Origin of the sequence: Pseudomonas putida, assembly GCF_022627325.1 — a bacterium.
Lineage (GTDB): Bacteria > Pseudomonadota > Gammaproteobacteria > Pseudomonadales > Pseudomonadaceae > Aquipseudomonas > Aquipseudomonas putida_X.
Window position 1 is genome coordinate 168,525 of the sequence record NZ_JAETZZ010000006.1, and the last position, 24,318, is coordinate 192,842.

Consider the following 24,318-nt stretch of genomic DNA (forward strand, 5'->3'; position numbering starts at 1 on the left):
GATCGCGGTGGCTAAAGACTGGCGGCCATCATAGAACGCCAGTAACAAAATAGGTAGGTGACTAGACCAACGCCTCGTGCCGCTTCGTGCGCCTGGCTGTATACTGGCCGCCCATTTGAGGAGGGCCCCATGGTCGAACAAACTGAACTCAACCGGCTTTTCTGGCACAGCCGTCGCGGCATGCTGGAACTCGACGTACTGCTGGTGCCTTTCACCCAGGAGGTCTACCCGACCCTGAGCGAAGCCGATCGCGAACTCTACGTTCGCCTGTTGAGCTGTGAGGATCAGGATATGTTCGGCTGGTTCATGGAGCGTACCGAGTCCGAAGACCCGGAGCTGCAGCGCATGGTTCGCATCATTCTGGACCGTGTCCAGCCCAAGTGAATGTTTCGAGTGCCGTTGGCAGGGTTCGCGCCTGCTGCTGGCGGCCTACCTGATCTGCCAGGTGCTGGCGTTGCTGGCCTTGTGGCTGAGTGCGCTGCCCTGGTGGTTTTCCCTCGCTGTCTCTGGCGCTTGCCTGGCCCACGCCCGCTGGGTGATCCCTCGACGCATACTGCTGACCCATGCTCAAGCCGTCACTGGCCTGCGCCGGGATGCAGCGGGCTGGCAGCTTTTCAGCCGTGCCGGGGGCTGGCAGGCGGTGCGCCTGTGTCGCGACAGCGTGGCGCTGCCGGGCCTGGTGGTATTGCGGTTCACAAGGCCTGGGCGCTGGCTGGCCGAGAGCCAGTGCGTTGTCGGCGATGCCACGGCGGCTGATCAGCATCGGCGTCTGCGGGTACGGCTGAAATTCAGCCGGCGCCGGTGGGCAGAGGTCGCGGCCCGCTAGGCAGGCGCCGCGTCTGCCCTTGCGGTTTGCCTGCCAAAGCGGCATCGACCCTCAGGTTGGGCTCAGGATGGTGTCCTTGGCCTCAGCCAGCATCCCGGGGTAGTCCAAGGTGTAGTGCAACCCGCGGCTTTCCTTGCGCTGCATGGCCGAGCGGATCATCAACTCCGCCACCTGTGCCAGGTTGCGCAACTCGATCAGGTCGCGGCTGACCTTGTAGTTGCTGTAGAACTCGACGTGATGAGGCTAAACCCAATGGATACAGGGGTTTCAGCCGATGACCATCAACCAGCCCTCCCAAACTGGGACAAACCTGTTACAAACTGCCCTCGCCAAGCCATACCACTATCGCCGGTCTGGTCGCTATTACCTTCGCCTTCGCCCTCAAGGCACCGCTAAGGGCTTCTTCACGCTGTCACTCAGGACCACCGACAAGGCCACCGCTATGACCATCTCGCAAGACATCCTCTCGACCCTCAAGGCCTACCATCTGGACAACCCAGAGGCGTCATGGGATGAGCTGAGAGAGCGTCTGTTGGACATCGCTGAGTACAGCCTGACGATGGCCCATGGCGATAGCTCACTGGTTGCCTACGAGATGATTAACGATGAGCACCATCAGGCCCTCCGTGAGGCAAGCGCAAAGCTGCCCCTGAGCGTCAATCAGCAACGGGCTGTGAGTAAGGCACTGGAGATCATTGAGGCGTCTCAGGAGCGCATGAAGGGCAGGTCTGGGAATCTGGTGGAGATCGTAAAGGGTCTCAAGGATGAGCATTGTAGCACGTCAGTGGCCCTGTCTCCGTCCCTATCTGTAAGTTCATCTGAGCGGCTGACCTTCAAGGCTCTGTCTGCGCTGTACATGGAGGAACGCAAAGACAGCATTCAGGCCAGCACCATGCGGGACGTGAGATCGTCCTGTGAGGCTATCGCTACGATCCTCGGTGACTTGGACTTGAAGGCCCATACGCGGGAGGACATGAAGAACCTTCGGGACAAACTCCTTGAGGACCGCAAGCCATCGACGGTGAAGAAGCTACTGACCCGGCTATCAACTGTCATGGACTGGGCTGTGCATAACGGTTACCTCGATAAGAGCTTCGACAAGGGTCTGAAGCCAACGAAAGGAGCTGATAGCTCCCGTGAGGCGTTCTCTCAGGATCAGGTAAAGGCCCTCATGGCTCACGCTAAGACCCTGCCAGTGGACGCATGGCAGCGCTGGGCGTTGTCCCTTGGGGTCATCACTGGGACCCGTATCGAGGAACTCAGGCAGTTAACGAAGGCCGATGTTAAGCAGGTCGGGGATGTCTGGGTCATCGACATCAATAGGAACGATGGCAAGACAGCCAAGACCAAGAATGCGCTTCGTGTCATCCCGTTGACCGATGGGGCCTATGGGTTCGACCTGAAGGCTTTCCTTGAGTTTGTCCAAAGGGCGGACTCTCGCCTGTTCGCTTTGGGCGCTGGGCGATTCTCTGAGTTGCTCAATGGTCTGATCCGTGATGTCTTGGGCGTGAAAGCTGATCGGACGCAAACCTTCCATTCGCTACGGCACTCGCTGGCTGGTGCTCTGAAAGCCGCTGAGATTCCTGTGGGCACCGCTGAGTCGATCTTGGGGCACGCTTCGGGGTCGATCAGTTATGACCTGTATGGGGCGGGCAGTGCGGTTGAGGTGGGGCGTATGGCTGAGGCTTTGAGTAAGGCGTTCAAGTTCGGATAATCTGACATTGGTATGTATCTCCAAAGCTCACAACCTCTACAAGGAATGAAGATGGGACAAGTCACAGAGTTGCACAAGGCATATCTCGAAGCGTCATCCAAATCCGACCATTTTTTACTGGGTGCGATAGCAGCCGCATGTGCATATCTCGCTCAAAGCAATCCATATGGAAAAATCGGATTCAATCCAGAAACGCTTTTTCTCATCGACCTTGTAGTGCTTGGATTGGCAGCGTTCTTTGCTCACAGGCGCATCGAAAATACAATCCAGGTTTTGAAGTTCAATACTACCTTTTTACAGGGGCGTAATGCGGGAGACCCTGTTTCATATCTTGGAGGCAAGCAGCTTGCGGAAGACTACTCTGATCGGTCGAACTCAAGCTATAAATATAGAAATTTTTTCATGGCCTTGGGATTCATTCTCTATGTCGTGGCAAAGGTCTGGCGAGCCTATTGAACAGGGCTGCCGTAAAGCTCCGAGTTTAGAGCTGGAGAATCGGTGTCGTTAAAAACCCTCACTATGGCTGCACGTTCGCAGCGGCCATATGAGGACCACTACCATGACCCTGCTCACCCAACCCGGACCACTACACCGCCACGTCGATCACGAAACAGGCACCATCCTTCACACTGACCCGATCACGGGCGAAGTCATCCGCCGCAAGGATATGATCCGACCGGCAACCCTTGAAGCTCAGTATCTGGCATGGGCCGCTGAGCGCCGTGCCGATGAGTCCCTCTCTGAGGACCACCAGAAAGCCGCCAAGGGCCTTTCCAGCGAGACCCAATGGCAACCCCAAGAGACCCCAAGCGATGAACCCAAGCGAGGCCGTGGACGCCAGAAGACGACCTACGCTAACCCTGTCGCAGCCTATATGTACCTCCTTGCGATTCCCGATCCGCTGCCATGGGTAGACGACATCGTTACTGGGTCGATCATCACCAGTGCCGGAGTCACCAACGGAAAGATCAACGTTAAGGCCCGAGCGGTCATCGGTGCGTTGTTCCTTTCGGAGATCACAGCGGACGCCTGCAAGACCAATGAGTATTCCTTGAGAACCGCCCAGCGGATCGCCAAGGCTGCCCGACACGCTGCCCATGGGATCGCTTCGTATGTGGAGAGACACCCAGACATCAAGGCAGAGATTGTGGCCGAGGTGGGCGCAGAGGCTCTATTTCGGGGCTTAGCGACTTAACGCCGGATAATATAAAGAAAATCTCAACGACCTCTCAACGACCATCGGAATCGACCAGCTCATCGACCAGACCCAGAGGGAGAGGGGTTGTTAATTACAACTCCCCTCATCTCTCAGTCATCTCAAAGGGCATCTTAAAGAACAACCGAAAGGAGACCTCTACCATGACCAATACCATCGTCTGTCCAGCTAACTCACGCCTCACTGATGAGCAATTGAGCATCTTGTCTATGGTCTTCAACCGACCTGCCCGCGCCCAGCTCATCGAACTACGAAACATCCTTAGCGACTACCGGGCCGCATTCAGAGTCTATAAGGCAGGAGAAGTAACTTTCGACATGGAGGGTCTCGCTCAAAGAGTCCTCGTTAAGTGTCCCGCTAAAACACTCGACCGCCTGAACCAACTGCTCGACCAAGGGCTTTGTCTTCAAGCAATCGCAGTGACGCCTTTGAGGATTCCATTGAGTGGCCCCGAGGGAATCTCACTCACAACTTGAAGGCAACCGTCAGGTTGTCGTTAAAAACCCTCACTATGGGTAAGACAGAACGACCAATAACAAAAATAATTTCTCTCTGCCAATGCTGCACAGCCGTTGCCACGGTTGAACCCTTCGCATTACCGATGCCCTTCAGGCCCGCCATGTCCTGATCGACCAGCATCACCAGAATCCAAACCTCAAATCAAGAACTCATTCGTCAGCCTTGGAAGGTGCCCACGCGGCTCTCTCCTTGCCGTCTTGTCGTGCGCATCTATGGCACCAAGGCTGAGCGAATGGGTCACCTCACAGGAGAACCCAGCCATGAAAATCACCATCACCAAAGTCCTGAAGAACGAAGTCACCGTGTCGGGCCAGACCCTTAACCGTGAGTACGTCGAGAACATCATGTTGCCCATGCTGGTCGCCCAATGCGGGACCGTTAAGGGCCAGCAATTCGAGATCGTTAAGGCGTTCGATGAGGCCGGTCTGTCGCTCCAAGCGATTCCCGTAGTTGCCCGAGAGTACCGCCAAGACCAATACCAGAAGGCCCAAGAGAAGGCTCAGAGAGAGGCTGAGGCCCGTTGGCATCAAGAGCGCTGCCGTGAGTACACACCTCGTGAGATCGCCCAAGCGAAGGCCGATAAGGAAGCCCGAGCCGCTGCCATTCGTGAGCATGGTGCCCGTATCCGTGCTGCCTCCCGTGCCAATAGCGCTGGCTGGTAACAGCACCTCGACACACAACCACTTCATTCATCTATTCAGGAGAAACAACCATGACTAAGCCATTCCAGTACACCAAACCTTCGACCTACACCACCGCCATCACCGATGAGCACACTGGGTCGATTCGATTCAACACTGCTGATGTTCGCCCAGAGACCCAAGCGGCCACCGATGTATCCGTCTATGTGGAGGCCCTTGTGGAAGCCGCTGAGGACTACTTGAACGGCGATGAGTGGCGAGAGGCTGCCATGGAGGCAACCCCTTGCGAGTTCCGTCCGGCTGGCTCTGAGGCCACTGGGCAACAAATCATCACCATGGCCGACCGCTCTGTCACCTTCGACCCTCGTAAGAACTGGGATAACCAGACCGTCGAGAAGGGCGAGGTCCTGGCCGGTTCTGTGATCTTCACCGAGGCGACCGACAAGGCATTGGTCATCAGCCACCGAGCTACGATCTTTGACCACAACCTGATGGCAGGCTTCACCGTCCAGTCTATGGAGCAAACCGCTGACAAGATGCTTCGTGACATTGAGCACAGCGCAGCCGGTAAGGTCGCTGCCATCTTGGCGACTGCCCCAAGCACTGAGAGCGTCTCTGAGGCCAAACCAACGGGTAAGCCTGCTGAGATCGCTGAGGACCTCATCGACATCCTCACGACCCACGTTAACCAGACTGTAGGGACCTCGCTGAGCGACTTCGTGATCCTGCTGCCCGTGTCACTGGTGGCTGTTCTTGAGCGTGCTGCTCAACGTGCTGGTCAGGACTCTATCGAGGACCTCATTGGCGCGGGCGTACAGCCGTACACTGGGACCGACCACGGCGTCTTCATGTTGCCCAAGCTTTTCACCTCGCTGAGCTACCGTGAGCGCCAAGACGGTAGCATCTGGAAGATTGAAGCGACTCGCAACCCAAACGCCCAAGGCTGGGACCTTGAGATCGTGGCTGTGGTGGACATCATCGCCAATGGCATGGTCAAGGTAGCTCTGACCGAGGATCGTCTTCAGACCGTTCAAGTGCCGTTCCCGCTGGTCACTCGCATTGCCCTGAGCTGATCGAAGGGAAACCCTGAGCTGATCTAAGGGAAACCCTGATAGCCCCGTAAGGCCGGACCTAAAGAGGGACCGGCAGGGGCACAGCTTCACCTATCCGCATCATCGCCCGTCGCTGGGCATCTATCTAACCGAAAGTCTTTCTGTTTGTTCCTTCATGCCACCGGCAGAACCCTTGGTCGGGTCTTTCGGCTGCCGGTGGGAGCGAACTTGAGGGAGCAAACAAGAGGAAAACAGACTATGACCATGACCACCAATACAGCGACCATCTTCGAGAACATCTCCAAGGCCGGAGCGGTATCCTCAACGACTCTCAACGGCTTACCCGGTATGTCGTCCTTGGAGATCGCTGAGATCACCGGTAAGCGCCATGACCATGTACTCAGAGACATCCGAAAGATGCTCAACGAGCTGGAAAGGGAGACCCCAAATCTGGGGGCACCTCAATGGGTCGAGGCCAGCTACCAGTCCAGTCAAAGCAAGTTATTACCGCTGACCATCCTCGACAAAGAGCTGACCTTTACGCTGCTCTCCCGGTATTCCTTCAAGCTGTCCAACATGATCGTCAAGCGCTGGCTTGAACTGGAAGGCTCAGGGTTTGAACGTGTGTCGATACAGGCTGCTGTGGTTCACCTGCTCGAACGAGAGAAGGACAACTATCGAATCGCAATGAGGGACATCAAGGCCGCTGCAAGGCGTCTCAAGGCCCGCTGAGGTCGTTGATTGATACTTCCTCAAACGAAGCGTGACGGGCTATGCTCAATAGCTAAGTTGCCCACAAAAAGGTCCCGCGATGAGTGTCACACTGTGCTACACCTACAAGGGCAAACGGGTAGTCACTAAGGTGCCTGTCCAGTCTCTGACACCACATGCGGCGCTATGCTATGCCTTGCTTCAATCAGGCGCTTCTAATGACCAATCTCAAGGGAGTTGGCCGCATACCTATGAGCGCCTCCTTGAGGTAGCCCTGCAACACGAACTCACAGACGTTCGCTTTCACAAGTCACTCTAACCCTTCAAGGAGAACCCCATGGACCACCTACAGGCCCTCTACTGGGTCTGTCTGGCCGTTCAACTGGGGTTCTGGTTGTGGTCGCATAGGCCCCCTTGAGAATCTGACAGAAAAATCTGAAAGGTCACCATTACAAGACTTCCCGCGCAGGCTCCCCCGTAGGCCCTCGCATGGGTGCCCGTGGGCGCGTTAAGGACCCTCGCGGGCAGGCGATAAGGACCCCAGCGATGGGACAAAGATGCGCCAAAGCTGTAACAAACCGGGGCCTTACCGTGCTACGCTGAGGCTTCCTAACGTGCCTCATTCGGTCGGTGTAAGGATCGTATCCTTCGCTTCTGAAAGCAGCCCTGGATAGTCCAGCGTGTAGTGGAGACCCCGAGATTCCTTGCGTTGCATGGCTGACCTAATCATCAGCTCCGCTACCTGAGCAAGGTTCCTCAGTTCGATCAGGTCCCTACTTACTCGGTAGTTGCTGTAGAACTCGTCGATCTCGTCCAGCAGCAGGCGCACGCGGTGCTCGGCACGCTGCAGGCGCTTGCTGGTGCGCACGATGCCCACATAGTCCCACATGAACCGCCGCAGTTCGTCCCAGTTGTGGGCAATGATCACATCCTCATCCGAGTCGGTGACCTGGCTGGCATCCCAGCAGGGCAGGGCTTTGGGCATGGCGATCTGGGCCAGGCGGTCCTCGATGTCTGCGGCAGCCGAACGGCCGTAGACGAAACACTCGAGCAGCGAGTTGCTGGCCATGCGATTGGCGCCGTGCAGGCCGGTGAAGCTGGTCTCGCCGATGGCGTACAGGCCCGGGACGTCGGTATGGCCGCGATCGTCGACCACCACCCCACCACAGGTGTAGTGGGCGGCCGGCACTACCGGGATCGGTTGGCGGGTGATGTCGATACCGAAGGTCAGGCAGCGCTCATAGACGGTCGGGAAGTGGCTTTTGATGAAGTCGGCCGGTTTGTGCGTGATGTCCAGGTAGACGCAGTCCACACCCAGGCGCTTCATCTCGTGGTCGATGGCCCGGGCCACGATGTCGCGCGGAGCCAGTTCTTCACGGGGGTCGAAACGCGGCATGAAGCGCTCACCATTGGGCAGGCGCAGCAGGGCGCCTTCGCCGCGCAGGGCTTCGGTGACCAGGAAGCTTTTGGCTTGCGGATGATAGAGGCAGGTCGGATGGAACTGGTTGAATTCCAGATTGGCAACCCGGCAGCCGGCGCGCCAGGCCATGGCGATGCCATCGCCGCAGGCACCATCTGGGTTGCTGGTATACAGGTAGACCTTGGCGGCACCGCCGGTAGCAAGCACGGTAAAACGCGCGCCGAAGGTATCCACCTCACCACTGTTGCGGTTCAGCACATAGGCGCCCAGGCACCGCTCGCCGGGCAGGCCAAGGCGCCGCTCGGTAATCAGGTCGACCGCTACGCGTTGCTCGAGCAGTTCGATATTGGGGCGTTTGCGGGCTTGCTCCAGCAACGTGGTGAAAATGGCCGCGCCCGTGGCGTCGGCGGCATGAATGATGCGCCGGTGGCTGTGCCCGCCTTCGCGGGTCAGGTGAAATTCGAAACCGCCATCGTCAACGCTGGCGTGCTCATCGCGGGTAAAAGGCACGCCTTGCTCGATCAGCCACTCAATGGCTTCGCGGCTGTGCTCGACGGTGAATCGCACCGCCTCTTCATGGCACAGGCCGCCACCGGCGTTGAGGGTGTCTTCGACATGGGACTGCACGGTATCGGAATCGTCCAGCACCGCCGCCACGCCGCCTTGCGCCCAGAAGGTCGAGCCATTGGCCAGGTCGCCCTTGCTCAGTACGGCGATGCGCAGGTGGGCGGGAAGGTTGAGTGCCAGGCTGAGACCGGCTGCGCCGCTGCCGATCACCAGGACATCATGTTGGAATTGTTGGCTCATGTCGGGACACTAGTAATCTTTGGAGGGGGCACGGCACAATAGTCACGCGTAGATGGCATTGTGAAACTATCGTGAATAGCGGCCGGGTTGCCTTTATAGCAGCCTGTGGTGGCCAATTTCCATGCCACTTGCGACGTAAGGGTAATCTTCCTGGGAACTTTCCTACATGGCTGGAAATCCTAGGAAGGCTGCCCGTGCGCCATCATTTCGCGCGGCGACGCGAGGCGGCGGCTCTATCCGGGCTGACACCTGCGTATCCGAAACCTGATTATCGACGCTGCCGGCCTTGCCCGCGCTGCGTCTTCCGTGCGAGCCAGTCAAGGGCCGCAGGAAACTTGCTTGGAGGAGAGAACTTTTGCGAAAAGCCCGAGTCTATGTTTGCAAGCCTGAACGATGGCTGATGCAACGCTCCTTCGAGTCCACTGAGGAGTGTTCATGCTAACCCAGGAAGAGGATCAGCAGCTTGTAGAGCGCGTGCAGCGCGGCGACAGGCGAGCGTTCGATCTGTTGGTGCTGAAGTATCAGCACAAGATTCTCGGGTTGATCGTGCGGTTCGTTCACGATACCCACGAGGCCCAGGATGTGGCGCAGGAAGCCTTTATCAAGGCCTACCGTGCGCTTGGCAATTTCCGCGGTGACAGCGCGTTTTATACCTGGCTGTACCGCATCGCCATCAACACGGCGAAGAACTATCTGGTGTCCCGTGGAAGACGGCCGCCAGACAGCGATGTGAGCTCCGAGGATGCGGAGTTTTACGACGGCGATCATGGCCTCAAGGATCTCGAGTCCCCAGAACGCTCCCTGTTGCGGGATGAAATCGAAGGCACAGTCCATCGCACCATCCAGCAACTGCCCGAAGATTTGCGCACGGCACTGACCCTGCGTGAGTTCGACGGGTTGAGTTACGAAGACATTGCCAGTGTCATGCAATGTCCGGTGGGTACCGTGCGCTCTCGAATCTTCCGCGCTCGGGAGGCCATAGACAAAGCCCTGCAGCCCTTGTTGCAGGAAACCTGAGACAGCGGCGATAGCCAAGAGAGGAACCGCCATGAGTCGTGAAGCTTTGCAGGAATCGCTGTCCGCGGTAATGGATAACGAAGCGGACGAACTGGAATTGCGACGGGTGCTGAGCGCCGTCGACGATGCCGAAACCCGTGCCACCTGGTCGCGTTACCAGGTTGCCCGCGCAGCGATGCACAAGGAGCTGTTGCTGCCGAAACTGGATATCGCCTCGGCGGTGTCTGCCGCCCTGGCTGACGAAGCCGTGCCGGCCAAGGTCAACAAAGGCCCATGGCGCAGCATTGGCCGTCTGGCCGTTGCCGCTTCGGTGACTGTCGCTGTGCTGGCGGGTGTGCGCATGTACAACCAGGACGAGATCACCGGTGCCGAACTGGCTGCGCAACAACCTGCCCAGCAGGGCCTGAGCATGCCACAAACTCAGGGTCCAGCCGTTTTGGCAGGCTATAGTGAAAGCAGTGAGCAACCGACCGGGCCGATGGCCAATGGCGTGCTGCAGAACCAGGCCGGCTGGGATCAGCGTCTGCCGGGCTACCTGCGTCAGCATGCGCAGGAATCCGCGCTCAAGGGTACTGAAACTGCCCTGCCGTATGCCCGCGCCGCCAGCCTGGAAAACCGCTAAGTAAGGAGGATCATGCGCGCGCTACCTCTCTTGTCGCTGCTTTTAGGCAGTTGCATGACGGTGCCAGCGTTGGCAGCCAATTCGTCGCCTGAGGCAAGCGAATGGCTGAGCAAGCTGGCACAAGCCGAACAGAAGCAGAGTTATCAGGGCGCCTTCGTTTACGAACGAAATGGCAGCTTCTCCTCCCACGATATCTGGCATCGGGTGCATGACGGCAAGGTCAGCGAGCGGCTGTTGCAGCTTGACGGTACCGCTCAGGAAATCGTGCGCGTGGATGGCAAGGTGCAATGTATTGGCGGTGCCTTGGCAAGTGGTGTGAGCGACTTGCCTGATGCCGCGCCGCGCATGCTCGACCCCCTCAAGTTGATGAGCTGGTACGACTTGGCTCTAGCAGGCAAGTCACGTGTTGCCGGGCGCGATGCGGTCATTGTCACCCTGACACCGCGCGACCAGCATCGCTACGCATTCGAATTGCATCTGGACAGCAAGACCGGCCTGCCGCTGCGCTCGTTGATGCTCAACGACAAGGGGCAATTGCTCGAACGCTTCCAGATGACGCGCCTGGATACCGATGACTTGCCAACCGATGCCGATCTGAAGGCCAGTGCCGCCTGCAAACCGGTGGAGCGGGTGGCCAGCACCAAGACCGAAGCGGTCGCAGGCTGGCGCTCGGACTGGCTGCCGCCGGGTTTCGAGCTGATCAACAGCGCCGTGCGGCGCGACCCGTCTCGCAACAGCACCGTCAGCAGTCTCATGTACGACGATGGCCTGGCGCGCTTCTCGGTGTTTCTGGAGCCGGTTACCGAAGATGCCAGTGCCGATGTGCGTACTCAACTGGGCCCCACCTCTGCCGTTTCACGTCGCCTGAACACGCCCAAGGGCAAGGTGATGGTCACCGTGGTCGGCGAAATTCCGCTGGGTACCGCAGAACGCGTCGCACTCTCGATGCGGCCACAGGATGCTCAGGCGCGCCAGTAATGGCGCCCTTTTTCGGCTCATGCCAAGGCGCACGGACATGCAGCTGAAATGAAATTAAAGCATTGTCATTTGCAATCCATCTGTAAATTTTCTATAGGTCAGGCTTCTTGGAGTCTGACCTTTCCTGCTTTTGCAGGCGGTCTTATGTTAACTACGCTCGTTGTGACGGGAGCCGTATGTCAATACCACGCTTGAAATCCTATCTATCGATGTTCGCCGCCGTGCTGATGCTCGGCCAGGTGCTGACTGCCCAGGCCGAGGAAGCCTTGCCTGACTTCACTACTCTGGTCGAGCAGGCCTCGCCGGCAGTGGTCAACATCAGTACCAAGCAAAAACTGCCGGACCGCCGTATTGCTGCCGGGCAGATGCCGGACCTCGAAGGGTTGCCGCCGATGTTCCGTGAGTTCTTCGAGCGCAACATACCGCAGCAGCCGCGCTCGCCCCGAGGTGACCGTCAGCGTGAGGCCCAGTCGCTGGGTTCAGGCTTCATCATTTCCAGTGACGGCTATGTGCTGACCAACAACCACGTGGTTGCCGATGCCGACGAGATCATCGTCCGTCTGTCGGATCGCAGCGAGCTGCAGGCCAAGCTGGTCGGCACCGACCCGCGCACCGACGTGGCCCTGCTCAAGGTCGACGGCAAGAACCTGCCCACCGTCAAACTGGGCGACTCCGAGAAGCTCAAGGTGGGTGAGTGGGTGTTGGCCATCGGTTCGCCGTTCGGTTTCGATCATTCGGTGACCAAAGGGATCGTCAGCGCCAAAGGCCGCACCCTGCCCAATGACACCTATGTGCCCTTCATTCAGACCGACGTAGCCATCAACCCGGGCAACTCCGGTGGGCCGCTGTTCAACATGAATGGCGAAGTCGTGGGTATCAACTCGCAGATCTTCACCCGTTCGGGTGGTTTCATGGGGCTGTCGTTCGCCATCCCGATCGATGTCGCCCTCGATGTTTCCAATCAGTTGAAGAAAGACGGCAAGGTCAGCCGCGGCTGGCTGGGTGTGGTCATTCAGGAGGTCAACAAGGACCTGGCTGAATCCTTCGGCCTCGACAAGCCGGCCGGCGCCCTGGTGGCGCAGGTGCTGGAAGATGGCCCGGCAGCCAAGAGCGGCCTGCAGGTGGGCGACGTGATCCTGAGCATGAACGGCCAACCGATTGTCATGTCGGCCGACCTGCCACACTTGGTCGGCACCCTGAAAGCTGGCGCCAAGGCCAAGCTGGAAATCATCCGCAATGGCAAGCGCCAGAACCTGGATGTGACCATTGGTGCGATGCCTGATGACGATGCCGATATCGGTACCGGCACGGGTGCCGATGGCAGTGCCGAGCGCAGCAGCAACCGCCTGGGTGTGTCCGTCTCCGACCTGACTGCCGAGCAGAAGAAGTCCCTGGAGCTCAAGGGTGGCGTGGTCATCAAAGAAGTCCAGGATGGCCCGGCTGCCATGATTGGCCTGCGTCCAGGTGACGTGATCAGCCACTTGAACAACCAGGCGATCGCCTCGGCCAAGCAGTTCACCGAAATTGCCAAGGAGCTGCCGAAGAACCGTTCGGTATCCATGCGCGTGCTGCGCCAGGGCCGTGCCAGCTTCATCACCTTCAAGCTGGCCGAATAAGCCGGCTTGTCAGTCGCAAAGGGCAGCTTCGGCTGCCCTTTTTCATGAACGTTCACAATTATTGGGGGCACTCAGCCTGTATCGTGCGTCAGAGGAATCTCCCATATCCCTGCTGGTTGAGGTACAATTCCCGGCTATTTTTCGGCGGGCGTCCGGCTCGCAGCCTTTTCGAGTGTTGACCCGTGAGTGATTTGAGTCATATCCGCAATTTCTCCATCATCGCCCACATCGACCATGGCAAGTCGACGCTGGCCGACCGTTTCATCCAGTTGTGCGGTGGCCTGACGGCACGCGAAATGGAAGCTCAGGTTCTCGACTCCATGGACTTGGAGCGCGAACGCGGGATCACCATCAAAGCCCACAGCGTCACGCTTCACTACAAGGCGCTGGACGGCAAGACCTACCAGCTGAACTTCATCGATACCCCCGGCCACGTCGACTTCACCTATGAAGTCTCGCGTTCCCTGGCGGCGTGTGAGGGTGCGCTGCTGGTGGTGGACGCCGGCCAGGGCGTCGAAGCCCAGTCCGTCGCCAACTGCTACACCGCCATCGAGCAAGGCCTTGAGGTCATGCCGGTCCTGAACAAGATGGACCTGCCCCAGGCCGACCCTGATCGGGTCAAGGACGAGATCGAGAAGATCATCGGCATCGACGCCACCGATGCAGTAGCGTGCAGTGCCAAGAGCGGCATGGGCGTCGACGAGGTGCTCGAGCGTCTGGTCCACACCATCCCCGCGCCTGTGGGCGAAATCGATGCCCCGTTGCAGGCGTTGATCATCGACTCCTGGTTCGACAACTACCTGGGCGTGGTTTCGTTGGTGCGCGTGCGCCAGGGCCGCGTCAAAAAGGGCGACAAGATCCTGGTCAAGTCCACCGGCAAGGTGCACCTGGTCGACAGCGTGGGTGTGTTCACCCCGAAACATACCCAGACCGCTGACCTGAAAGCCGGTGAAGTTGGCTTCATCATTGCCAGCATCAAGGACATCCATGGTGCGCCGGTCGGCGACACCCTGACCCTGTCCTCGACCCCCGAGGTCGAAATGCTGGCAGGCTTCAAGAAGATTCAGCCGCAGGTTTATGCCGGCCTGTTCCCGGTCAGCTCCGACGATTTCGAGGACTTCCGCGACGCCCTGCAGAAGCTGACCCTGAACGACTCGTCGCTGCAGTACATGCCCGAGAGCTCCGACGCACTGGGCTTCGGCTTCCGTTGCGGCTTCCTGGGCATGCTGCACATGGAGATCATCCAGGAGCGCCTGGAGCGCGAGTACGACCTGGACCTGATCACCACCGCGCCAAGCGTGATCTACGAGCTGGAACTCAAGACCGGCGAAACCATCGTGGTCGACAACCCGTCCAAGCTGCCTGATGTTTCGTCTGTCACCGACTTCCGCGAGCCGATCGTCACCGCGACCATCCTGGTGCCGCAGGAGCACCTGGGCAACGTCATCACCCTGTGCATCGAGAAGCGTGGGGTACAGCGCGACATGCAGTTCCTCGGCAGCCAGGTGCAGGTGCGTTATGACATGCCGATGAACGAAGTGGTGCTGGACTTCTTCGACCGCCTCAAGTCGACCAGCCGCGGCTATGCTTCGCTGGACTATCATTTCGATCGCTATCAATCGGCTAACCTCGTCAAGCTGGATGTACTGATCAACGGCGACAAGGTCGATGCCCTGGCATTGATCGTGCACCGCGACAACGCGGCCTACAAAGGCCGTGCGTTGACCGAGAAGATGAAGGAACTGATCCCGCGGCAGATGTTCGATGTGGCGATCCAGGCAGCCATTGGCGGCCAGATCATTGCGCGGACAACCGTCAAGGCGCTCAGAAAGAACGTACTGGCCAAGTGCTACGGTGGTGACGTCAGCCGTAAGAAAAAGCTGCTGGAGAAGCAGAAGGCCGGTAAGAAACGCATGAAACAGGTGGGCAACGTGGAGATTCCACAAGAAGCCTTCCTCGCCGTGCTCAGGTTGGATAGCTAGGTCCTATGTCGCTAAATTTCCCGCTGTTGCTAGTCATCGCCGTAGCCGTTTGCGGTCTGTTGGGCTTGATCGACCTGCTGTTCCTGGCTCCGCGCCGGCGGGCGGCGGTCGCCAACTACCAGGGTAGTGTCACTCAGCCAGAAATGGCGGTGGTCGAGCGCCTGAACAAGGAACCGCTGCTGGTCGAGTACGGTAAGTCGTTCTTCCCGGTGCTGTTCATCGTACTGGTGCTGCGCTCTTTCCTTGTGGAGCCGTTCCAGATTCCTTCGGGGTCGATGAAACCGACCCTGGAAGTGGGCGATTTCATCCTGGTGAACAAGTTCTCGTATGGCATTCGCCTGCCGGTGATCGACAAGAAGGTCATCGAGGTGGGTGACCCGCAACGCGGTGATGTGATGGTGTTCCGCTACCCAAGCGACCCGAACGTCAATTACATCAAGCGTGTGGTGGGCCTGCCAGGCGACCAGATCCGCTACACCAGCGACAAGCGGCTGTTCGTCAATGGCCAGCCAGTGGCCGAGCAATTGGTCGGTGCCGAGCCAGGAACCCTGGGCAGCGCCGAGCTGTTCAAGGAAAAGCTTGGCGAAACCGAGCACTTGATCCGCAAGGAAATGACCCGTTATCGCATGCCGCCGGACCAGCAGTGGACCGTGCCGGCTGGCCATTACTTCATGATGGGCGACAACCGCGACAACTCCAACGACAGCCGTTACTGGGATGACCCGAACATTCCCAAGGAACTGCACGGCATGGTTCCGGACCGGAACATTGTCGGCAAGGCCTTCGCGGTCTGGATGAGCTGGCCAGAGCCAAAGCTCAGCCACTTGCCCAACCTGTCGCGGGTCGGCCTGATCCATTGATACCCTTCGGCGCTGTCCAGCAGACAGCGCCGAATGCATTTCTGACATAGGCTGTGTTCTCAGGGATCGAGAGATTCGTTGCTCGCCGCGACGGGCCACAGCCAAACAGTCTTTCAGGATGTTGATTTGAACAACGCGTTGAACAACCAGCGGGTGGCTGCATGAGTGCTTCCCTTGCCCGTCTCGAGCGCAAGCTCGGTTACACCTTCAAAGACCAGGACCAGATGGTGCTGGCCCTGACCCATCGCAGCTACGCCGGGCGCAACAATGAGCGCCTGGAGTTTCTTGGCGATGCCATTCTCAACTTCGTGGCCGGCGAGGCGCTGTTCGAGCGCTTCCCGCAGGCCCGCGAAGGTCAGTTGTCGCGCTTGCGTGCCCGTCTGGTCAAGGGTGAGACCCTGGCCCGTCTGGCCCGTGGTTTCGACCTGGGTGAGTACCTGCGCCTGGGCTCCGGTGAGCTCAAGAGCGGCGGTTTCCGCCGCGAGTCGATCCTGGCCGACGCCCTCGAAGCCCTGATCGGCGCCATCTATCTTGATGCCGACATGCAGACCGCCCGCGAGCGCGTGCTGGCCTGGCTGACCGACGAGTTCGAAAGCCTGACCCTGGTCGATACCAACAAAGACCCGAAAACCCGCCTGCAGGAGTTTCTGCAGTCGCGTAGCTGTGAGCTGCCTCGCTACGAGGTGGTGGACATCCAGGGCGAACCGCACTGCCGTACCTTCTTCGTCGAATGCGAAGTGGTGCTGCTGAACAACAAGAGCCGTGGCCAGGGCGTGAGCCGGCGTATTGCCGAGCAAGTCGCCGCCGCCGCCGCATTGATCGCCCTGGGCGTGGAGAATGGCAATGACTGAGAACAATCCGACCCGCTGCGGCTACGTGGCCATCGTCGGCCGCCCCAACGTGGGCAAGTCCACCTTGCTCAACCATATCCTCGGCCAGAAGCTGGCGATCACCTCGCGCAAGCCACAGACTACCCGCCACAACATGCTCGGCATCAAGACCGAGGGTGATGTGCAGGCCATCTATGTCGATACCCCCGGCATGCACAAGGCCAACGACAAGGCCTTGAACCGCTACATGAACCGCAATGCCTCGGCGGCCCTCAAGGACGTCGATGTGGTGATCTTCGTGGTTGACCGTACGCGCTGGACCGATGAGGACCAACTGGTGCTCGAACGCGTTCAGTACGTGACCGGCCCGCTGATCATTGCCGTCAACAAAACCGACCGCATGGACGAGAAAGCCGAGCTGATCCCGCACCTGCAGTGGCTGCAGGAGCAACTGCCCAATGCCGAGGTGGTACCCATCTCTGCCCAGCAAGGTCACAACCTCGACGCACTGGAGGCGCTGATCGCCAAGCACCTGCCGGAAAACGATCACTTCTTCCCGGAAGACCAGATCACCGACCGCAGCAGCCGTTTCCTGGCCGCTGAACTGGTGCGTGAGAAAATCATGCGCCAGCTGGGTGCTGAGTTGCCCTACCAGATCACCGTGGAGATCGAGGAGTTCAAGCAGCAGGGTCATGTGCTGCACATCCATGCGCTGATCCTGGTTGAACGTGATGGCCAGAAGAAGATCATCATTGGCGACAAGGGCGAGCGCATCAAACGCATCGGCTCCGACGCCCGCAAGGACATGGAAACCCTGTTCGACGCCAAGGTCATGCTCAACCTCTGGGTCAAGGTCAAAGGCGGCTGGTCCGATGACGAGCGCGCACTGCGCTCGCTGGGCTACGGCGACCTGTAACCCTTCCAGTGGCCCGGATCTCTCCGGGCCGCTTTGCTTTCAGGCCACACTTCATGGAACAACCTGTCGGCCAACCAGCCTACGTGCTGCACAGCCGTGCCTATAAGGAAACCAGTGCGCTGGTGGACTTTTTCACGCCGCAAGGGCGCGTGCGCGCGGTGTTGCGCCGAGCACGGGGCAAGGGTGGCAGCCTGGTGCGGCCGTTCGTGCCGCTGGAAGTGGAACTGCGCGGGCGCAGTGAGCTCAAGAACGTCGGGCGCCTGGACAGCATGGGCGTCGCTGCCTGGCTGCATGGCGATGCACTGTTCAGCGGCCTCTACCTCAATGAGCTGCTGATGCGCCTGCTGCCTGCCGAGGCACCACAACCCGCACTTTTCGAGCACTACGCACTGACCTTGCAGGCCCTGGCCGCCGGGCGGCCGTTGGAGCCCCTGCTGCGCTCCTTCGAGTGGCGCCTGCTGGAAGACCTGGGCTACGCCTTTGCGCTTGACCACGACGTCAGCGACGAGCCCATCGAGGCTGATGGGCTTTACCGCTTGCAGGTCGATGCCGGCCTTGAACGCGTTTACCTGGTGCAGCCTGGTTTGTTCAACGGCGCGCAGCTGTTGGCCCTCGCCCAGGCGGACTGGGATGCACCTGGTGCTCTGCTGGCGGCCAAGCGCCTGATGCGTCAGGCGCTGGCGGTCCATCTGGGGCCAAAACCGCTGGTCAGTCGGGAACTGTTTCGTAAGCGCTGAGCACGTCGTATGCTGTGGGGCTAAATCTTCAGGAGAGCCTTTCGTGACTCACAGCAACCGTATGCTTCTCGGCGTCAACATCGACCACGTGGCTACCTTGCGCCAGGCCCGCGGCACACGCTATCCGGACCCGGTCAAGGCTGCGCTGGATGCCGAAGAAGCAGGCGCCGATGGCATCACCGTGCACCTGCGCGAAGACCGCCGGCATATCCAGGAGCGCGATGTGGTGTTGCTCAAGGACGTGTTGCAAACCCGCATGAATTTCGAGATGGGCGTCACTGAAGAGATGATGGCGTTCGCCGAGAAGATTCGCCCGGCACACATCTGCCTGGTGCCTGAAACACGCCAGGAACTGACCACCGAGGGCGGCCTCGACGTGGCTGGCCAGGAGGCACGGATCAAGGCTGCGGTAGAGCGCCTGTCGCGCACTGGCGCTGAAGTGTCGCTGTTCATCGACGCCGACGAGCGGCAGATCGAGGCATCCCGCCGCGTCAGGGCCCCGGCGATCGAATTGCACACCGGCCGTTATGCCGATGCTCAAACGCCAACTGAGGTGGCTGAGGAGCTCAAGAGGATCGTCGATGGCGTCGCTTTTGGCGTCGGCCAGGGGCTGATCGTCAATGCCGGCCATGGCCTGCATTACCACAACGTCGAGGCGGTGGCGGCAATCAAGGGCATCAATGAATTGAACATTGGCCACGCCTTGGTAGCCCATGCACTGTTCGTAGGTTTCAAGGCGGCGGTGGCAGAGATGAAGGCGCTGATCGTTGCAGCTTCGCGCTGATCATCGCTGCATGGCTGTTTGCGGACGGGGCAGGGGTTAGTACCAGTCAGTCAGGCAGTCTGGGGCCGCTTTGCGGCCCATCGCCGGCAAGCCGGCTCACAGGTACAGCGCAGTTCTTGAAGTTTGCGCCATACCGGTGGGCCGGCTTGCCGGCGATAGGACGGTTAGCAACTGACTGGCAGTACTCTGCGCAAAGCCTTCATTTGCGCGCCAACAGCGTGGCGCGGCGTGGGGCGGGCAATCCCTCAATGGTCTTGCTGTGGTCGTGCGGGTCGAGGAAGTCCCCCAGCGACTGGTAGCGCATCCACTCGGTGCTGCGCTGCTCCTCCACACTGGTCACACTGACATCCACACAGCGCACATCGCTGAAACCCGCACGGCGCAACCAGCGCTCCAACGCCGGTACCGATGGCAGGTACCAGACGTTGCGCATCTGCGCATAGCGGTCTTCAGGCACCAGTACCTGCTGCTCGTCGCCCTCGACCACCAGCGTCTCCAGTACCAGCTCACCCCCTTTGACCAGGCAGTCCTTGAGCGCCAGCAGGTGCTCGATGGGGGAGCGGCGATGGTAGAACACCCCCATGGAAAAGACCGTGTCGAAACCTTCCAGGTTGGCTGGCAGCTCTTCCAGCGCAAACGGCAGATGCCAGGCCGGCAAATCGGGCAGGTACCGCTGCACGGCCTGGAACTGGCAGAAAAACAGCCAATTGGGGTCAACGCCGATGACCATGTCGGCGCCTGCACCGAGCATGCGCCATTGGTAATAGCCGTTGCCGCAACCCACATCGAGCACACGCTTGCCCTGCAGGTTCAGGTGCGGAGCCACGCGCGACCACTTCCAGTCCGAGCGCCACTCCGTGTCGACATGCACGCCGAACAAGTCGAACGGCCCTTTGCGCCAAGGCGACAGGCCCATCAGGGCCTGGCGCATCTGCGCGCGGGTGGCATCGTCGCAGTCACAGTCCAGCCGCAGGCCATCGACCAGGTCGATTTCGCTTGGCAGCAGTGCCGGCAGGGCGTCCAGCGCACCGCGCCAGCGCTCGAGATCGCCGTGGCCTTTCTCCAGCTTGGCTTGAAGTTGTGCTTGCAGGCCTTGCGACCAGCAAGCCAGTGGGGTGCCCGCCAGGCGGCGGACGAGAGGGGACAGATCGATCATGGCAGGGCTATCAGCGAGGCGAAATTAAGGCATTGGAACCACGGCACCACCTTGCTGAAGCCTGCCGCGTGCAGGCGCTCGGTGTGGGTGTGCAGGGTGTCGGGCTTCATCACGTTCTCGATGGCGCTGCGCTTCTGGGCGATTTCCAGTTCGCTGTAGCCATTGGCACGTTTGAAGTCCAGGTGCAGTTCATTGAGCAGATCCTGCTCTTGGTCATCGGCGAAACGCAGCTTTTCCGAGAGGATCAGTGCGCCACCGGGCAGCAGTGCCTGACGGATGCGGCCAAGCAACGCCAGGCGCTGTTCCGGGGCGATGAACTGCAGGGTGAAGTTCATCGCCACGACCGAGGCGGGCTCGAAGGGCAGGGCCAGTATGTCGGCCTCCAGCACCTGAACCGGCAGCAGTTCCTGGAACATCGAGTCCTGCGCGGTGAGGTACTGGCGGCAGCGCTCGACCATGGCGGCGGAGTTGTCCACGGCGATGACCCGGCAGCCCTCGCTGCGCACATGGCGGCGCAGCGCCTGGGTAACGGCACCCAGCGATGCGCCGAGGTCATAAAGGGCGGTATCAGGCTGGGCGAAGCGCGCGGCCAGCACACCAAGGTTCTCGACGATGGTCGGGTAACCGGGCACCGAGCGCTTGATCATGTCCGGGAACACACGCACCACGTCTTCGTTGAACACGAAGTCGGGAACTTGCTCCAGAGGCTGGGAGAAAAGGCGGTCGGGTTGTTTGCTCACGGTGAATCCAGGCGGCTGACGATTGGCAGGGCCGGCATTCTAGCCAAACCGTGCCAAGGATGCATGGTCGGCTGACCAGCGCTGTGCGTTCAGTCGACCCGCACCGCGCAATCGAAGGTCTGCACCGGCCGAACTTCCGGGGCCCAGGGCTGCTGATAGACCAGCACCAGATGGCCTTCGCCGGCGGCGCGGGCTTCGAAGCGCCAGGTGGATAAGCCCGCGCTGCCGACGATGCCGGCGTCCTCGGGCGCGCTGTAAACCTCGGGGCCAAGGCTGCGCAAGATGTTCGAGGCCGGGTTCTGCACCAGCCAGCGGTAGCCGGTGGAGGGATTACTGGGCAGGGTCAGGGTGAGCGGCTGGCCGACCTTGAGGCGCTGGGGGCATTCACTTTCAGCGTCAAGTTCGACGGTGTGCCTGGGCTGCTGGGCGCAGGCGGTGAGCAGGGCAAGGCTCAGGGGAACGAGCAGACGAGGGGCAGTCATGGTGGCTCCAGAGGCTGGCGAAGGCCTGAGGATAACCGAACAGAGAGGGGTTTTGTGTTGTCAGTGCCAGCCTCACCGCCTGCAAGTCGGCCCCCACCGGTACTCCACTGAACCACAAACAATTGGAATACCGGGGGTGGCCTTGCAGGCGATGGGGCCGTCGCGGGTCAGAACAGCACTTTGGCCACGTCGGCAAAGCGCTTGGCGAAGTGTACGGTCAGCCCTTCACGCAGGTAGTCAGGCAATTCTTCGAAATCCCCGCGGTTGGGCTCGGGCAGGATCAGTTCGAAGATCTTCTGCCGCCGCGCCGCGATGACCTTTTCGCGTACGCCACCAATCGGCAGGACCTGGCCGGTGAGGGTCAGCTCGCCGGTCATGGCCACCCCTTTTTTCGGTGCCTGGTCACGGGCCAGCGAGAGCAGTGCGCTGGCCATGGTGATCCCGGCGCTCGGGCCATCCTTGGGCGTGGCACCTTCCGGCACGTGCAGGTGAACGAAGGCTTCGTTGAAGAAGGCCGGATCGCCGCCGAATTGCTTGAGGTTGGAGCTGACGTAGCTGTAGGCGATCTCGGCAGACTCCTTCATCACATCACCCAGCTTGCCGGTGAGCTTGAAGCCGCGATTGAGCGTGTGGATGCGGGTTGCCTCGATCGGCAGTGTCGCGCCACCCATGCTGGTCCAGGCAAGGCCGGTAATCACGCCTTTGCCTGCCAGCACCTGCTCACTGCGGAACACAGGTATGCCAAGTGCGGCCTCCAGGTCCTTGGTGCCGATCTTGAGCTTGGCATCCGGGGCATCCAAGAGCTTGATCACCGCCTTGCGCACCAGTTTGCCCAGCTGTTTTTCCAGCTGGCGAACGCCGGCTTCGCGAGCATAGCCCTCGATCACGGCGCGCAGGGCGCTATCGCTGATGGTCAGGCTGGTCTTGGCCACGCCGGCCTTTTCCAGTTGTTTGGGCCAAAGGTGGCGCTTGGCGATGGCCAGCTTCTCTTCGGTGATGTAGCCGGACAGGCGGATCACTTCCATACGGTCGAGCAGTGGGCCGGGGATCGAGTCCAGCGTGTTGGCGGTACACACGAACAACACCTTGGACAGGTCCAGGCGCAAGTCCAGGTAATGGTCGAGGAAGTCGACGTTCTGTTCTGGGTCCAGGGTTTCGAGCAGCGCCGAGGCCGGGTCGCCCTGATAGCTCTGGCCCATCTTGTCGATTTCGTCGAGCATGATTACCGGGTTCATCACCTCGACATCTTTCAGCGCCTGCACCAGCTTGCCCGGCTGGGCGCCGATGTAGGTGCGCCGGTGCCCCTTGATCTCGGCCTCGTCGCGCATGCCGCCGACACTGAACCGGTAGAACGGGCGGCCGAGCGATTCGGCGATGGATTTGCCGATGCTGGTCTTGCCCACGCCAGGCGGGCCCACCAGCAGGACGATCGAGCCACTGATCTCGCCCTTCCAGGCGCCCACGGCGAGGAACTCCAGAATGCGTTCCTTGATGTCATCGAGGCCCGCGTGATGCTGGTCGAGCACCTTGCGCGCATGCTTGAGGTCGAGCTTGTCCTTGCCGTACACGCCCCAGGGCAGGGCACTGGCCCAATCCAGGTAGTTGCGGGTGACGGCGTACTCGGGGGAGCCGGTTTCAAGGATGGCCAGCTTGGCCATTTCTTCATCGATGCGCTTTTGGGCCTGCTCCGGCAAGGTCTTGCCTTGCAGGCGCTGTTGGAACTGTTCGAGGTCGGCACTGCGGTCGTCCTTGGTCAGGCCAAGCTCTTGCTGGATGACCTTGAGCTGTTCCTTGAGGAAGAATTCGCGCTGGTGCTCGCCGATCTGCCGGTTGACCTCGGCCGAAATCTCATTCTGCAGGCGTGCGACCTCGACCTCTTTGCGCAGCATCGGCAAGACCTTTTCCATGCGTTTGAGCATGGGCACGCAATCGAGCACTTCCTGCAACTGGTTGCCGGTGGCGGAAGTGAGGGCGGCGGCAAAATCGGTAAGAGGCGATGGGTCGTTGGGGCTGAAGCGGTTGAGGTAGTTCTTCAGCTCTTCGCTGTACAGCGGGTTGAGCGGCAGCAGTTCCTTGATCGCGTTGATCAGGGCCATACCGTAGGCCTTGACCTCGTCGGTCGGCTCGCTTGGCTGGCGTGGGTATTCGACTTCGACCAGATAAGGCGGGCGATGGTGCTTGAGCCAGGTGCGGATGCGTACGCGGGTCAGGCCCTGGGCGACGAACTGCAGTTTGCCGTTTTCGCGGCTGGCATGGTGCACCTTGACCAGGGTGCCGTACTCGGGCAAGGCCGCGGTGTCGAAATGGCGGTGATCTTCGGGCGGGGTGTCCATGAAGAACAGGGCGAGGCAGTGATCCGGTGTCTTGGCCACCAGATCGAGGGTTTCGGCCCAGGGTTCTTCGTTGACGATGACCGGCAGTACTTGTGCGGGGAAGAACGGGCGGTTGTGAATCGGAATCACGTAGACCTTGTCTGGCAATTGCTGGCCGGGCAGGGCTAGTGCGTGGCCAGGCGCGCTTTGGGCCTGACCCTCAAGGTGTTCAATTTCGCTATTTTCGTCGGGTTGTTCCGGAAAATCCTGCTGGTCGCTCATGGGGCACCTGCGTGAATGGCTATGGTGCTTAGATGGGGCGCTGGCCCATGGGTTTCAAGCCGCAAGCTTCAAGCTTCAAGCTGCAAGAAAAAAGCGGG

Annotated in this window: 25 protein-coding genes and 1 pseudogene; 19 read left to right on the forward strand and 7 right to left on the reverse strand. The window is 60.0% G+C overall.

The features are described from left to right. Nucleotides 1–129 precede the first annotated feature (129 nt). Together JNA92_RS11790 and JNA92_RS11795 are read left to right on the forward strand one after the other, a co-directional pair. On the forward strand, nucleotides 130–384 hold the full coding sequence (locus JNA92_RS11790; protein ID WP_008094993.1) for a succinate dehydrogenase assembly factor 2: 255 nt from the start codon (nucleotides 130–132) through the stop codon (nucleotides 382–384). Beyond that, complete coding sequence (locus JNA92_RS11795; RefSeq protein ID WP_241804827.1) at nucleotides 368–826, forward strand: protein YgfX; 459 nt, start codon at nucleotides 368–370, stop codon at nucleotides 824–826. Before JNA92_RS11790 ends, JNA92_RS11795 begins: the two co-directional genes overlap by 17 nt. Before the next feature lie 51 nt (nucleotides 827–877). Here the strand turns inward: JNA92_RS11795 and JNA92_RS11800 are convergent. Then, nucleotides 878–1,057 (reverse strand): annotated as a pseudogene (locus JNA92_RS11800) (L-aspartate oxidase); the annotation flags it as partial. 43 nt (nucleotides 1,058–1,100) lie between these two features. Here JNA92_RS11800 and JNA92_RS11805 point away from each other — a divergent pair. From JNA92_RS11805 to JNA92_RS11820, 4 genes are all read left to right on the forward strand, one after another. After that, a complete protein-coding gene (locus JNA92_RS11805) occupies nucleotides 1,101–2,540 on the forward strand; it encodes a tyrosine-type recombinase/integrase (protein WP_241804828.1) in 1,440 nt (479 codons plus the stop codon). A 51-nt stretch (nucleotides 2,541–2,591) separates the two neighbouring features. Next, nucleotides 2,592–2,996 (forward strand): hypothetical protein, encoded by a 405-nt coding sequence (locus JNA92_RS11810; protein ID WP_241804829.1) that lies wholly within the window; start codon nucleotides 2,592–2,594, stop codon nucleotides 2,994–2,996. A gap of 103 nt (nucleotides 2,997–3,099) precedes the next feature. Next, complete coding sequence (locus tag JNA92_RS11815) at nucleotides 3,100–3,735, forward strand: hypothetical protein (protein WP_241804830.1); 636 nt, start codon at nucleotides 3,100–3,102, stop codon at nucleotides 3,733–3,735. A 164-nt stretch (nucleotides 3,736–3,899) separates the two neighbouring features. After that, nucleotides 3,900–4,232: a hypothetical protein gene (locus JNA92_RS11820; protein WP_241804831.1), complete on the forward strand. Its 333-nt coding sequence runs from the start codon at nucleotides 3,900–3,902 to the stop codon at nucleotides 4,230–4,232. On the opposite strand, the gene JNA92_RS11825 is transcribed toward JNA92_RS11820, so the two are convergent. Beyond that, the gene (locus JNA92_RS11825; RefSeq protein WP_241804832.1) at nucleotides 4,222–4,395 is read right to left on the reverse strand and encodes a hypothetical protein; all 174 of its coding nucleotides are present in this window, start codon (nucleotides 4,393–4,395) and stop codon (nucleotides 4,222–4,224) included. The genes JNA92_RS11820 and JNA92_RS11825 overlap by 11 nt on opposite strands. Before the next feature lie 140 nt (nucleotides 4,396–4,535). On the opposite strand from JNA92_RS11825, the gene JNA92_RS11830 reads away from it, so the two are divergent. The 3 genes from JNA92_RS11830 (at nucleotide 4,536) to JNA92_RS11840 (ending at nucleotide 6,700) form a co-directional block, all read left to right on the forward strand. After that, nucleotides 4,536–4,937 (forward strand): hypothetical protein, encoded by a 402-nt coding sequence (locus JNA92_RS11830; protein WP_054904073.1) that lies wholly within the window; start codon nucleotides 4,536–4,538, stop codon nucleotides 4,935–4,937. Between the two features lie 50 nt (nucleotides 4,938–4,987). Then, nucleotides 4,988–5,989, forward strand: coding sequence for a hypothetical protein (locus JNA92_RS11835; RefSeq protein ID WP_061202907.1), 1,002 nt, complete (start codon nucleotides 4,988–4,990; stop codon nucleotides 5,987–5,989). A gap of 237 nt (nucleotides 5,990–6,226) precedes the next feature. Then, the gene (locus tag JNA92_RS11840) at nucleotides 6,227–6,700 is read left to right on the forward strand and encodes a Rha family transcriptional regulator (protein ID WP_054903677.1); all 474 of its coding nucleotides are present in this window, start codon (nucleotides 6,227–6,229) and stop codon (nucleotides 6,698–6,700) included. Nucleotides 6,701–7,298: 598 nt separating this feature from the next. Here JNA92_RS11840 and nadB read toward each other — a convergent pair. Then, nucleotides 7,299–8,906, reverse strand: a complete 1,608-nt coding sequence (gene nadB, locus JNA92_RS11845; RefSeq protein ID WP_241804833.1) for an L-aspartate oxidase — start codon at nucleotides 8,904–8,906, stop codon at nucleotides 7,299–7,301. A 435-nt stretch (nucleotides 8,907–9,341) separates the two neighbouring features. On the opposite strand from nadB, the gene rpoE reads away from it, so the two are divergent. The 10 genes from rpoE (at nucleotide 9,342) to pdxJ (ending at nucleotide 19,248) form a co-directional block, all read left to right on the forward strand. Further along, a complete protein-coding gene (rpoE, locus tag JNA92_RS11850; protein WP_003252049.1) occupies nucleotides 9,342–9,923 on the forward strand; it encodes an RNA polymerase sigma factor RpoE in 582 nt (193 codons plus the stop codon). A gap of 31 nt (nucleotides 9,924–9,954) precedes the next feature. Next, nucleotides 9,955–10,545, forward strand: a complete 591-nt coding sequence (locus tag JNA92_RS11855; protein WP_241804834.1) for a sigma-E factor negative regulatory protein — start codon at nucleotides 9,955–9,957, stop codon at nucleotides 10,543–10,545. 12 nt (nucleotides 10,546–10,557) lie between these two features. Then, nucleotides 10,558–11,523 carry a MucB/RseB C-terminal domain-containing protein gene (locus JNA92_RS11860; protein ID WP_241804835.1) on the forward strand — a complete coding sequence of 322 codons (966 nt, stop codon included), beginning with the start codon at nucleotides 10,558–10,560 and terminating at the stop codon, nucleotides 11,521–11,523. Nucleotides 11,524–11,732: 209 nt separating this feature from the next. Then, a complete protein-coding gene (locus JNA92_RS11865) occupies nucleotides 11,733–13,139 on the forward strand; it encodes a DegQ family serine endoprotease (protein WP_400627884.1) in 1,407 nt (468 codons plus the stop codon). A 182-nt stretch (nucleotides 13,140–13,321) separates the two neighbouring features. Further along, complete coding sequence (lepA, locus tag JNA92_RS11870) at nucleotides 13,322–15,121, forward strand: translation elongation factor 4 (RefSeq protein WP_241804837.1); 1,800 nt, start codon at nucleotides 13,322–13,324, stop codon at nucleotides 15,119–15,121. A 5-nt stretch (nucleotides 15,122–15,126) separates the two neighbouring features. Next, nucleotides 15,127–15,981: a signal peptidase I gene (gene lepB / locus JNA92_RS11875; protein ID WP_241804838.1), complete on the forward strand. Its 855-nt coding sequence runs from the start codon at nucleotides 15,127–15,129 to the stop codon at nucleotides 15,979–15,981. 161 nt (nucleotides 15,982–16,142) lie between these two features. Then, a complete protein-coding gene (gene rnc, locus JNA92_RS11880; RefSeq protein WP_012312992.1) occupies nucleotides 16,143–16,832 on the forward strand; it encodes a ribonuclease III in 690 nt (229 codons plus the stop codon). After that, on the forward strand, nucleotides 16,825–17,727 hold the full coding sequence (era, locus tag JNA92_RS11885) for a GTPase Era (protein WP_046787792.1): 903 nt from the start codon (nucleotides 16,825–16,827) through the stop codon (nucleotides 17,725–17,727). Before rnc ends, era begins: the two co-directional genes overlap by 8 nt. 53 nt (nucleotides 17,728–17,780) lie before the next feature. Beyond that, entirely contained in the window at nucleotides 17,781–18,464 is a 684-nt protein-coding gene (gene recO / locus JNA92_RS11890; protein ID WP_241804839.1) for a DNA repair protein RecO, read from the forward strand. A gap of 61 nt (nucleotides 18,465–18,525) precedes the next feature. Then, entirely contained in the window at nucleotides 18,526–19,248 is a 723-nt protein-coding gene (gene pdxJ / locus JNA92_RS11895) for a pyridoxine 5'-phosphate synthase (RefSeq protein WP_277818143.1), read from the forward strand. A gap of 199 nt (nucleotides 19,249–19,447) precedes the next feature. Here pdxJ and cmoB read toward each other — a convergent pair whose 3' ends face one another. The 4 genes from cmoB to lon all read right to left on the reverse strand — a co-directional run bounded on the left by cmoB (nucleotide 19,448) and on the right by lon (nucleotide 24,220). Beyond that, nucleotides 19,448–20,404, reverse strand: coding sequence for a tRNA 5-methoxyuridine(34)/uridine 5-oxyacetic acid(34) synthase CmoB (gene cmoB, locus JNA92_RS11900; RefSeq protein ID WP_241804841.1), 957 nt, complete (start codon nucleotides 20,402–20,404; stop codon nucleotides 19,448–19,450). Then, a complete protein-coding gene (gene cmoA / locus JNA92_RS11905; protein WP_241804842.1) occupies nucleotides 20,401–21,144 on the reverse strand; it encodes a carboxy-S-adenosyl-L-methionine synthase CmoA in 744 nt (247 codons plus the stop codon). The genes cmoB and cmoA overlap by 4 nt, the downstream gene beginning before the upstream one ends. An 89-nt stretch (nucleotides 21,145–21,233) precedes the next feature. Then, entirely contained in the window at nucleotides 21,234–21,626 is a 393-nt protein-coding gene (locus JNA92_RS11910) for a protease inhibitor I42 family protein (protein WP_241804843.1), read from the reverse strand. Nucleotides 21,627–21,793: 167 nt separating this feature from the next. Beyond that, nucleotides 21,794–24,220 carry an endopeptidase La gene (lon, locus tag JNA92_RS11915; protein WP_241804844.1) on the reverse strand — a complete coding sequence of 809 codons (2,427 nt, stop codon included), beginning with the start codon at nucleotides 24,218–24,220 and terminating at the stop codon, nucleotides 21,794–21,796. Nucleotides 24,221–24,318: the final 98 nt, after the last annotated feature.

Coding starts and splice junctions, on each gene's coding strand:
- JNA92_RS11790 (WP_008094993.1), top strand. CDS start 130: ATGGTCGAACAAACTGAACTCAACCGGCTTTTCTGGCACAGCCGTCGC.
- JNA92_RS11805 (WP_241804828.1), top strand. CDS start 1,101: ATGACCATCAACCAGCCCTCCCAAACTGGGACAAACCTGTTACAAACT.
- JNA92_RS11810 (WP_241804829.1), top strand. CDS start 2,592: ATGGGACAAGTCACAGAGTTGCACAAGGCATATCTCGAAGCGTCATCC.
- JNA92_RS11815 (WP_241804830.1), top strand. CDS start 3,100: ATGACCCTGCTCACCCAACCCGGACCACTACACCGCCACGTCGATCAC.
- JNA92_RS11820 (WP_241804831.1), top strand. CDS start 3,900: ATGACCAATACCATCGTCTGTCCAGCTAACTCACGCCTCACTGATGAG.
- JNA92_RS11825 (WP_241804832.1), bottom strand. CDS start 4,395: ATGCTGGTCGATCAGGACATGGCGGGCCTGAAGGGCATCGGTAATGCG.
- JNA92_RS11830 (WP_054904073.1), top strand. CDS start 4,536: ATGAAAATCACCATCACCAAAGTCCTGAAGAACGAAGTCACCGTGTCG.
- JNA92_RS11835 (WP_061202907.1), top strand. CDS start 4,988: ATGACTAAGCCATTCCAGTACACCAAACCTTCGACCTACACCACCGCC.
- JNA92_RS11840 (WP_054903677.1), top strand. CDS start 6,227: ATGACCATGACCACCAATACAGCGACCATCTTCGAGAACATCTCCAAG.
- nadB (WP_241804833.1), bottom strand. CDS start 8,906: ATGAGCCAACAATTCCAACATGATGTCCTGGTGATCGGCAGCGGCGCA.
- rpoE (WP_003252049.1), top strand. CDS start 9,342: ATGCTAACCCAGGAAGAGGATCAGCAGCTTGTAGAGCGCGTGCAGCGC.
- JNA92_RS11855 (WP_241804834.1), top strand. CDS start 9,955: ATGAGTCGTGAAGCTTTGCAGGAATCGCTGTCCGCGGTAATGGATAAC.
- JNA92_RS11860 (WP_241804835.1), top strand. CDS start 10,558: ATGCGCGCGCTACCTCTCTTGTCGCTGCTTTTAGGCAGTTGCATGACG.
- JNA92_RS11865 (WP_400627884.1), top strand. CDS start 11,733: ATGTTCGCCGCCGTGCTGATGCTCGGCCAGGTGCTGACTGCCCAGGCC.
- lepB (WP_241804838.1), top strand. CDS start 15,127: ATGTCGCTAAATTTCCCGCTGTTGCTAGTCATCGCCGTAGCCGTTTGC.
- rnc (WP_012312992.1), top strand. CDS start 16,143: ATGAGTGCTTCCCTTGCCCGTCTCGAGCGCAAGCTCGGTTACACCTTC.
- era (WP_046787792.1), top strand. CDS start 16,825: ATGACTGAGAACAATCCGACCCGCTGCGGCTACGTGGCCATCGTCGGC.
- recO (WP_241804839.1), top strand. CDS start 17,781: ATGGAACAACCTGTCGGCCAACCAGCCTACGTGCTGCACAGCCGTGCC.
- pdxJ (WP_277818143.1), top strand. CDS start 18,526: ATGCTTCTCGGCGTCAACATCGACCACGTGGCTACCTTGCGCCAGGCC.
- cmoB (WP_241804841.1), bottom strand. CDS start 20,404: ATGATCGATCTGTCCCCTCTCGTCCGCCGCCTGGCGGGCACCCCACTG.
- JNA92_RS11910 (WP_241804843.1), bottom strand. CDS start 21,626: ATGACTGCCCCTCGTCTGCTCGTTCCCCTGAGCCTTGCCCTGCTCACC.
- lon (WP_241804844.1), bottom strand. CDS start 24,220: ATGAGCGACCAGCAGGATTTTCCGGAACAACCCGACGAAAATAGCGAA.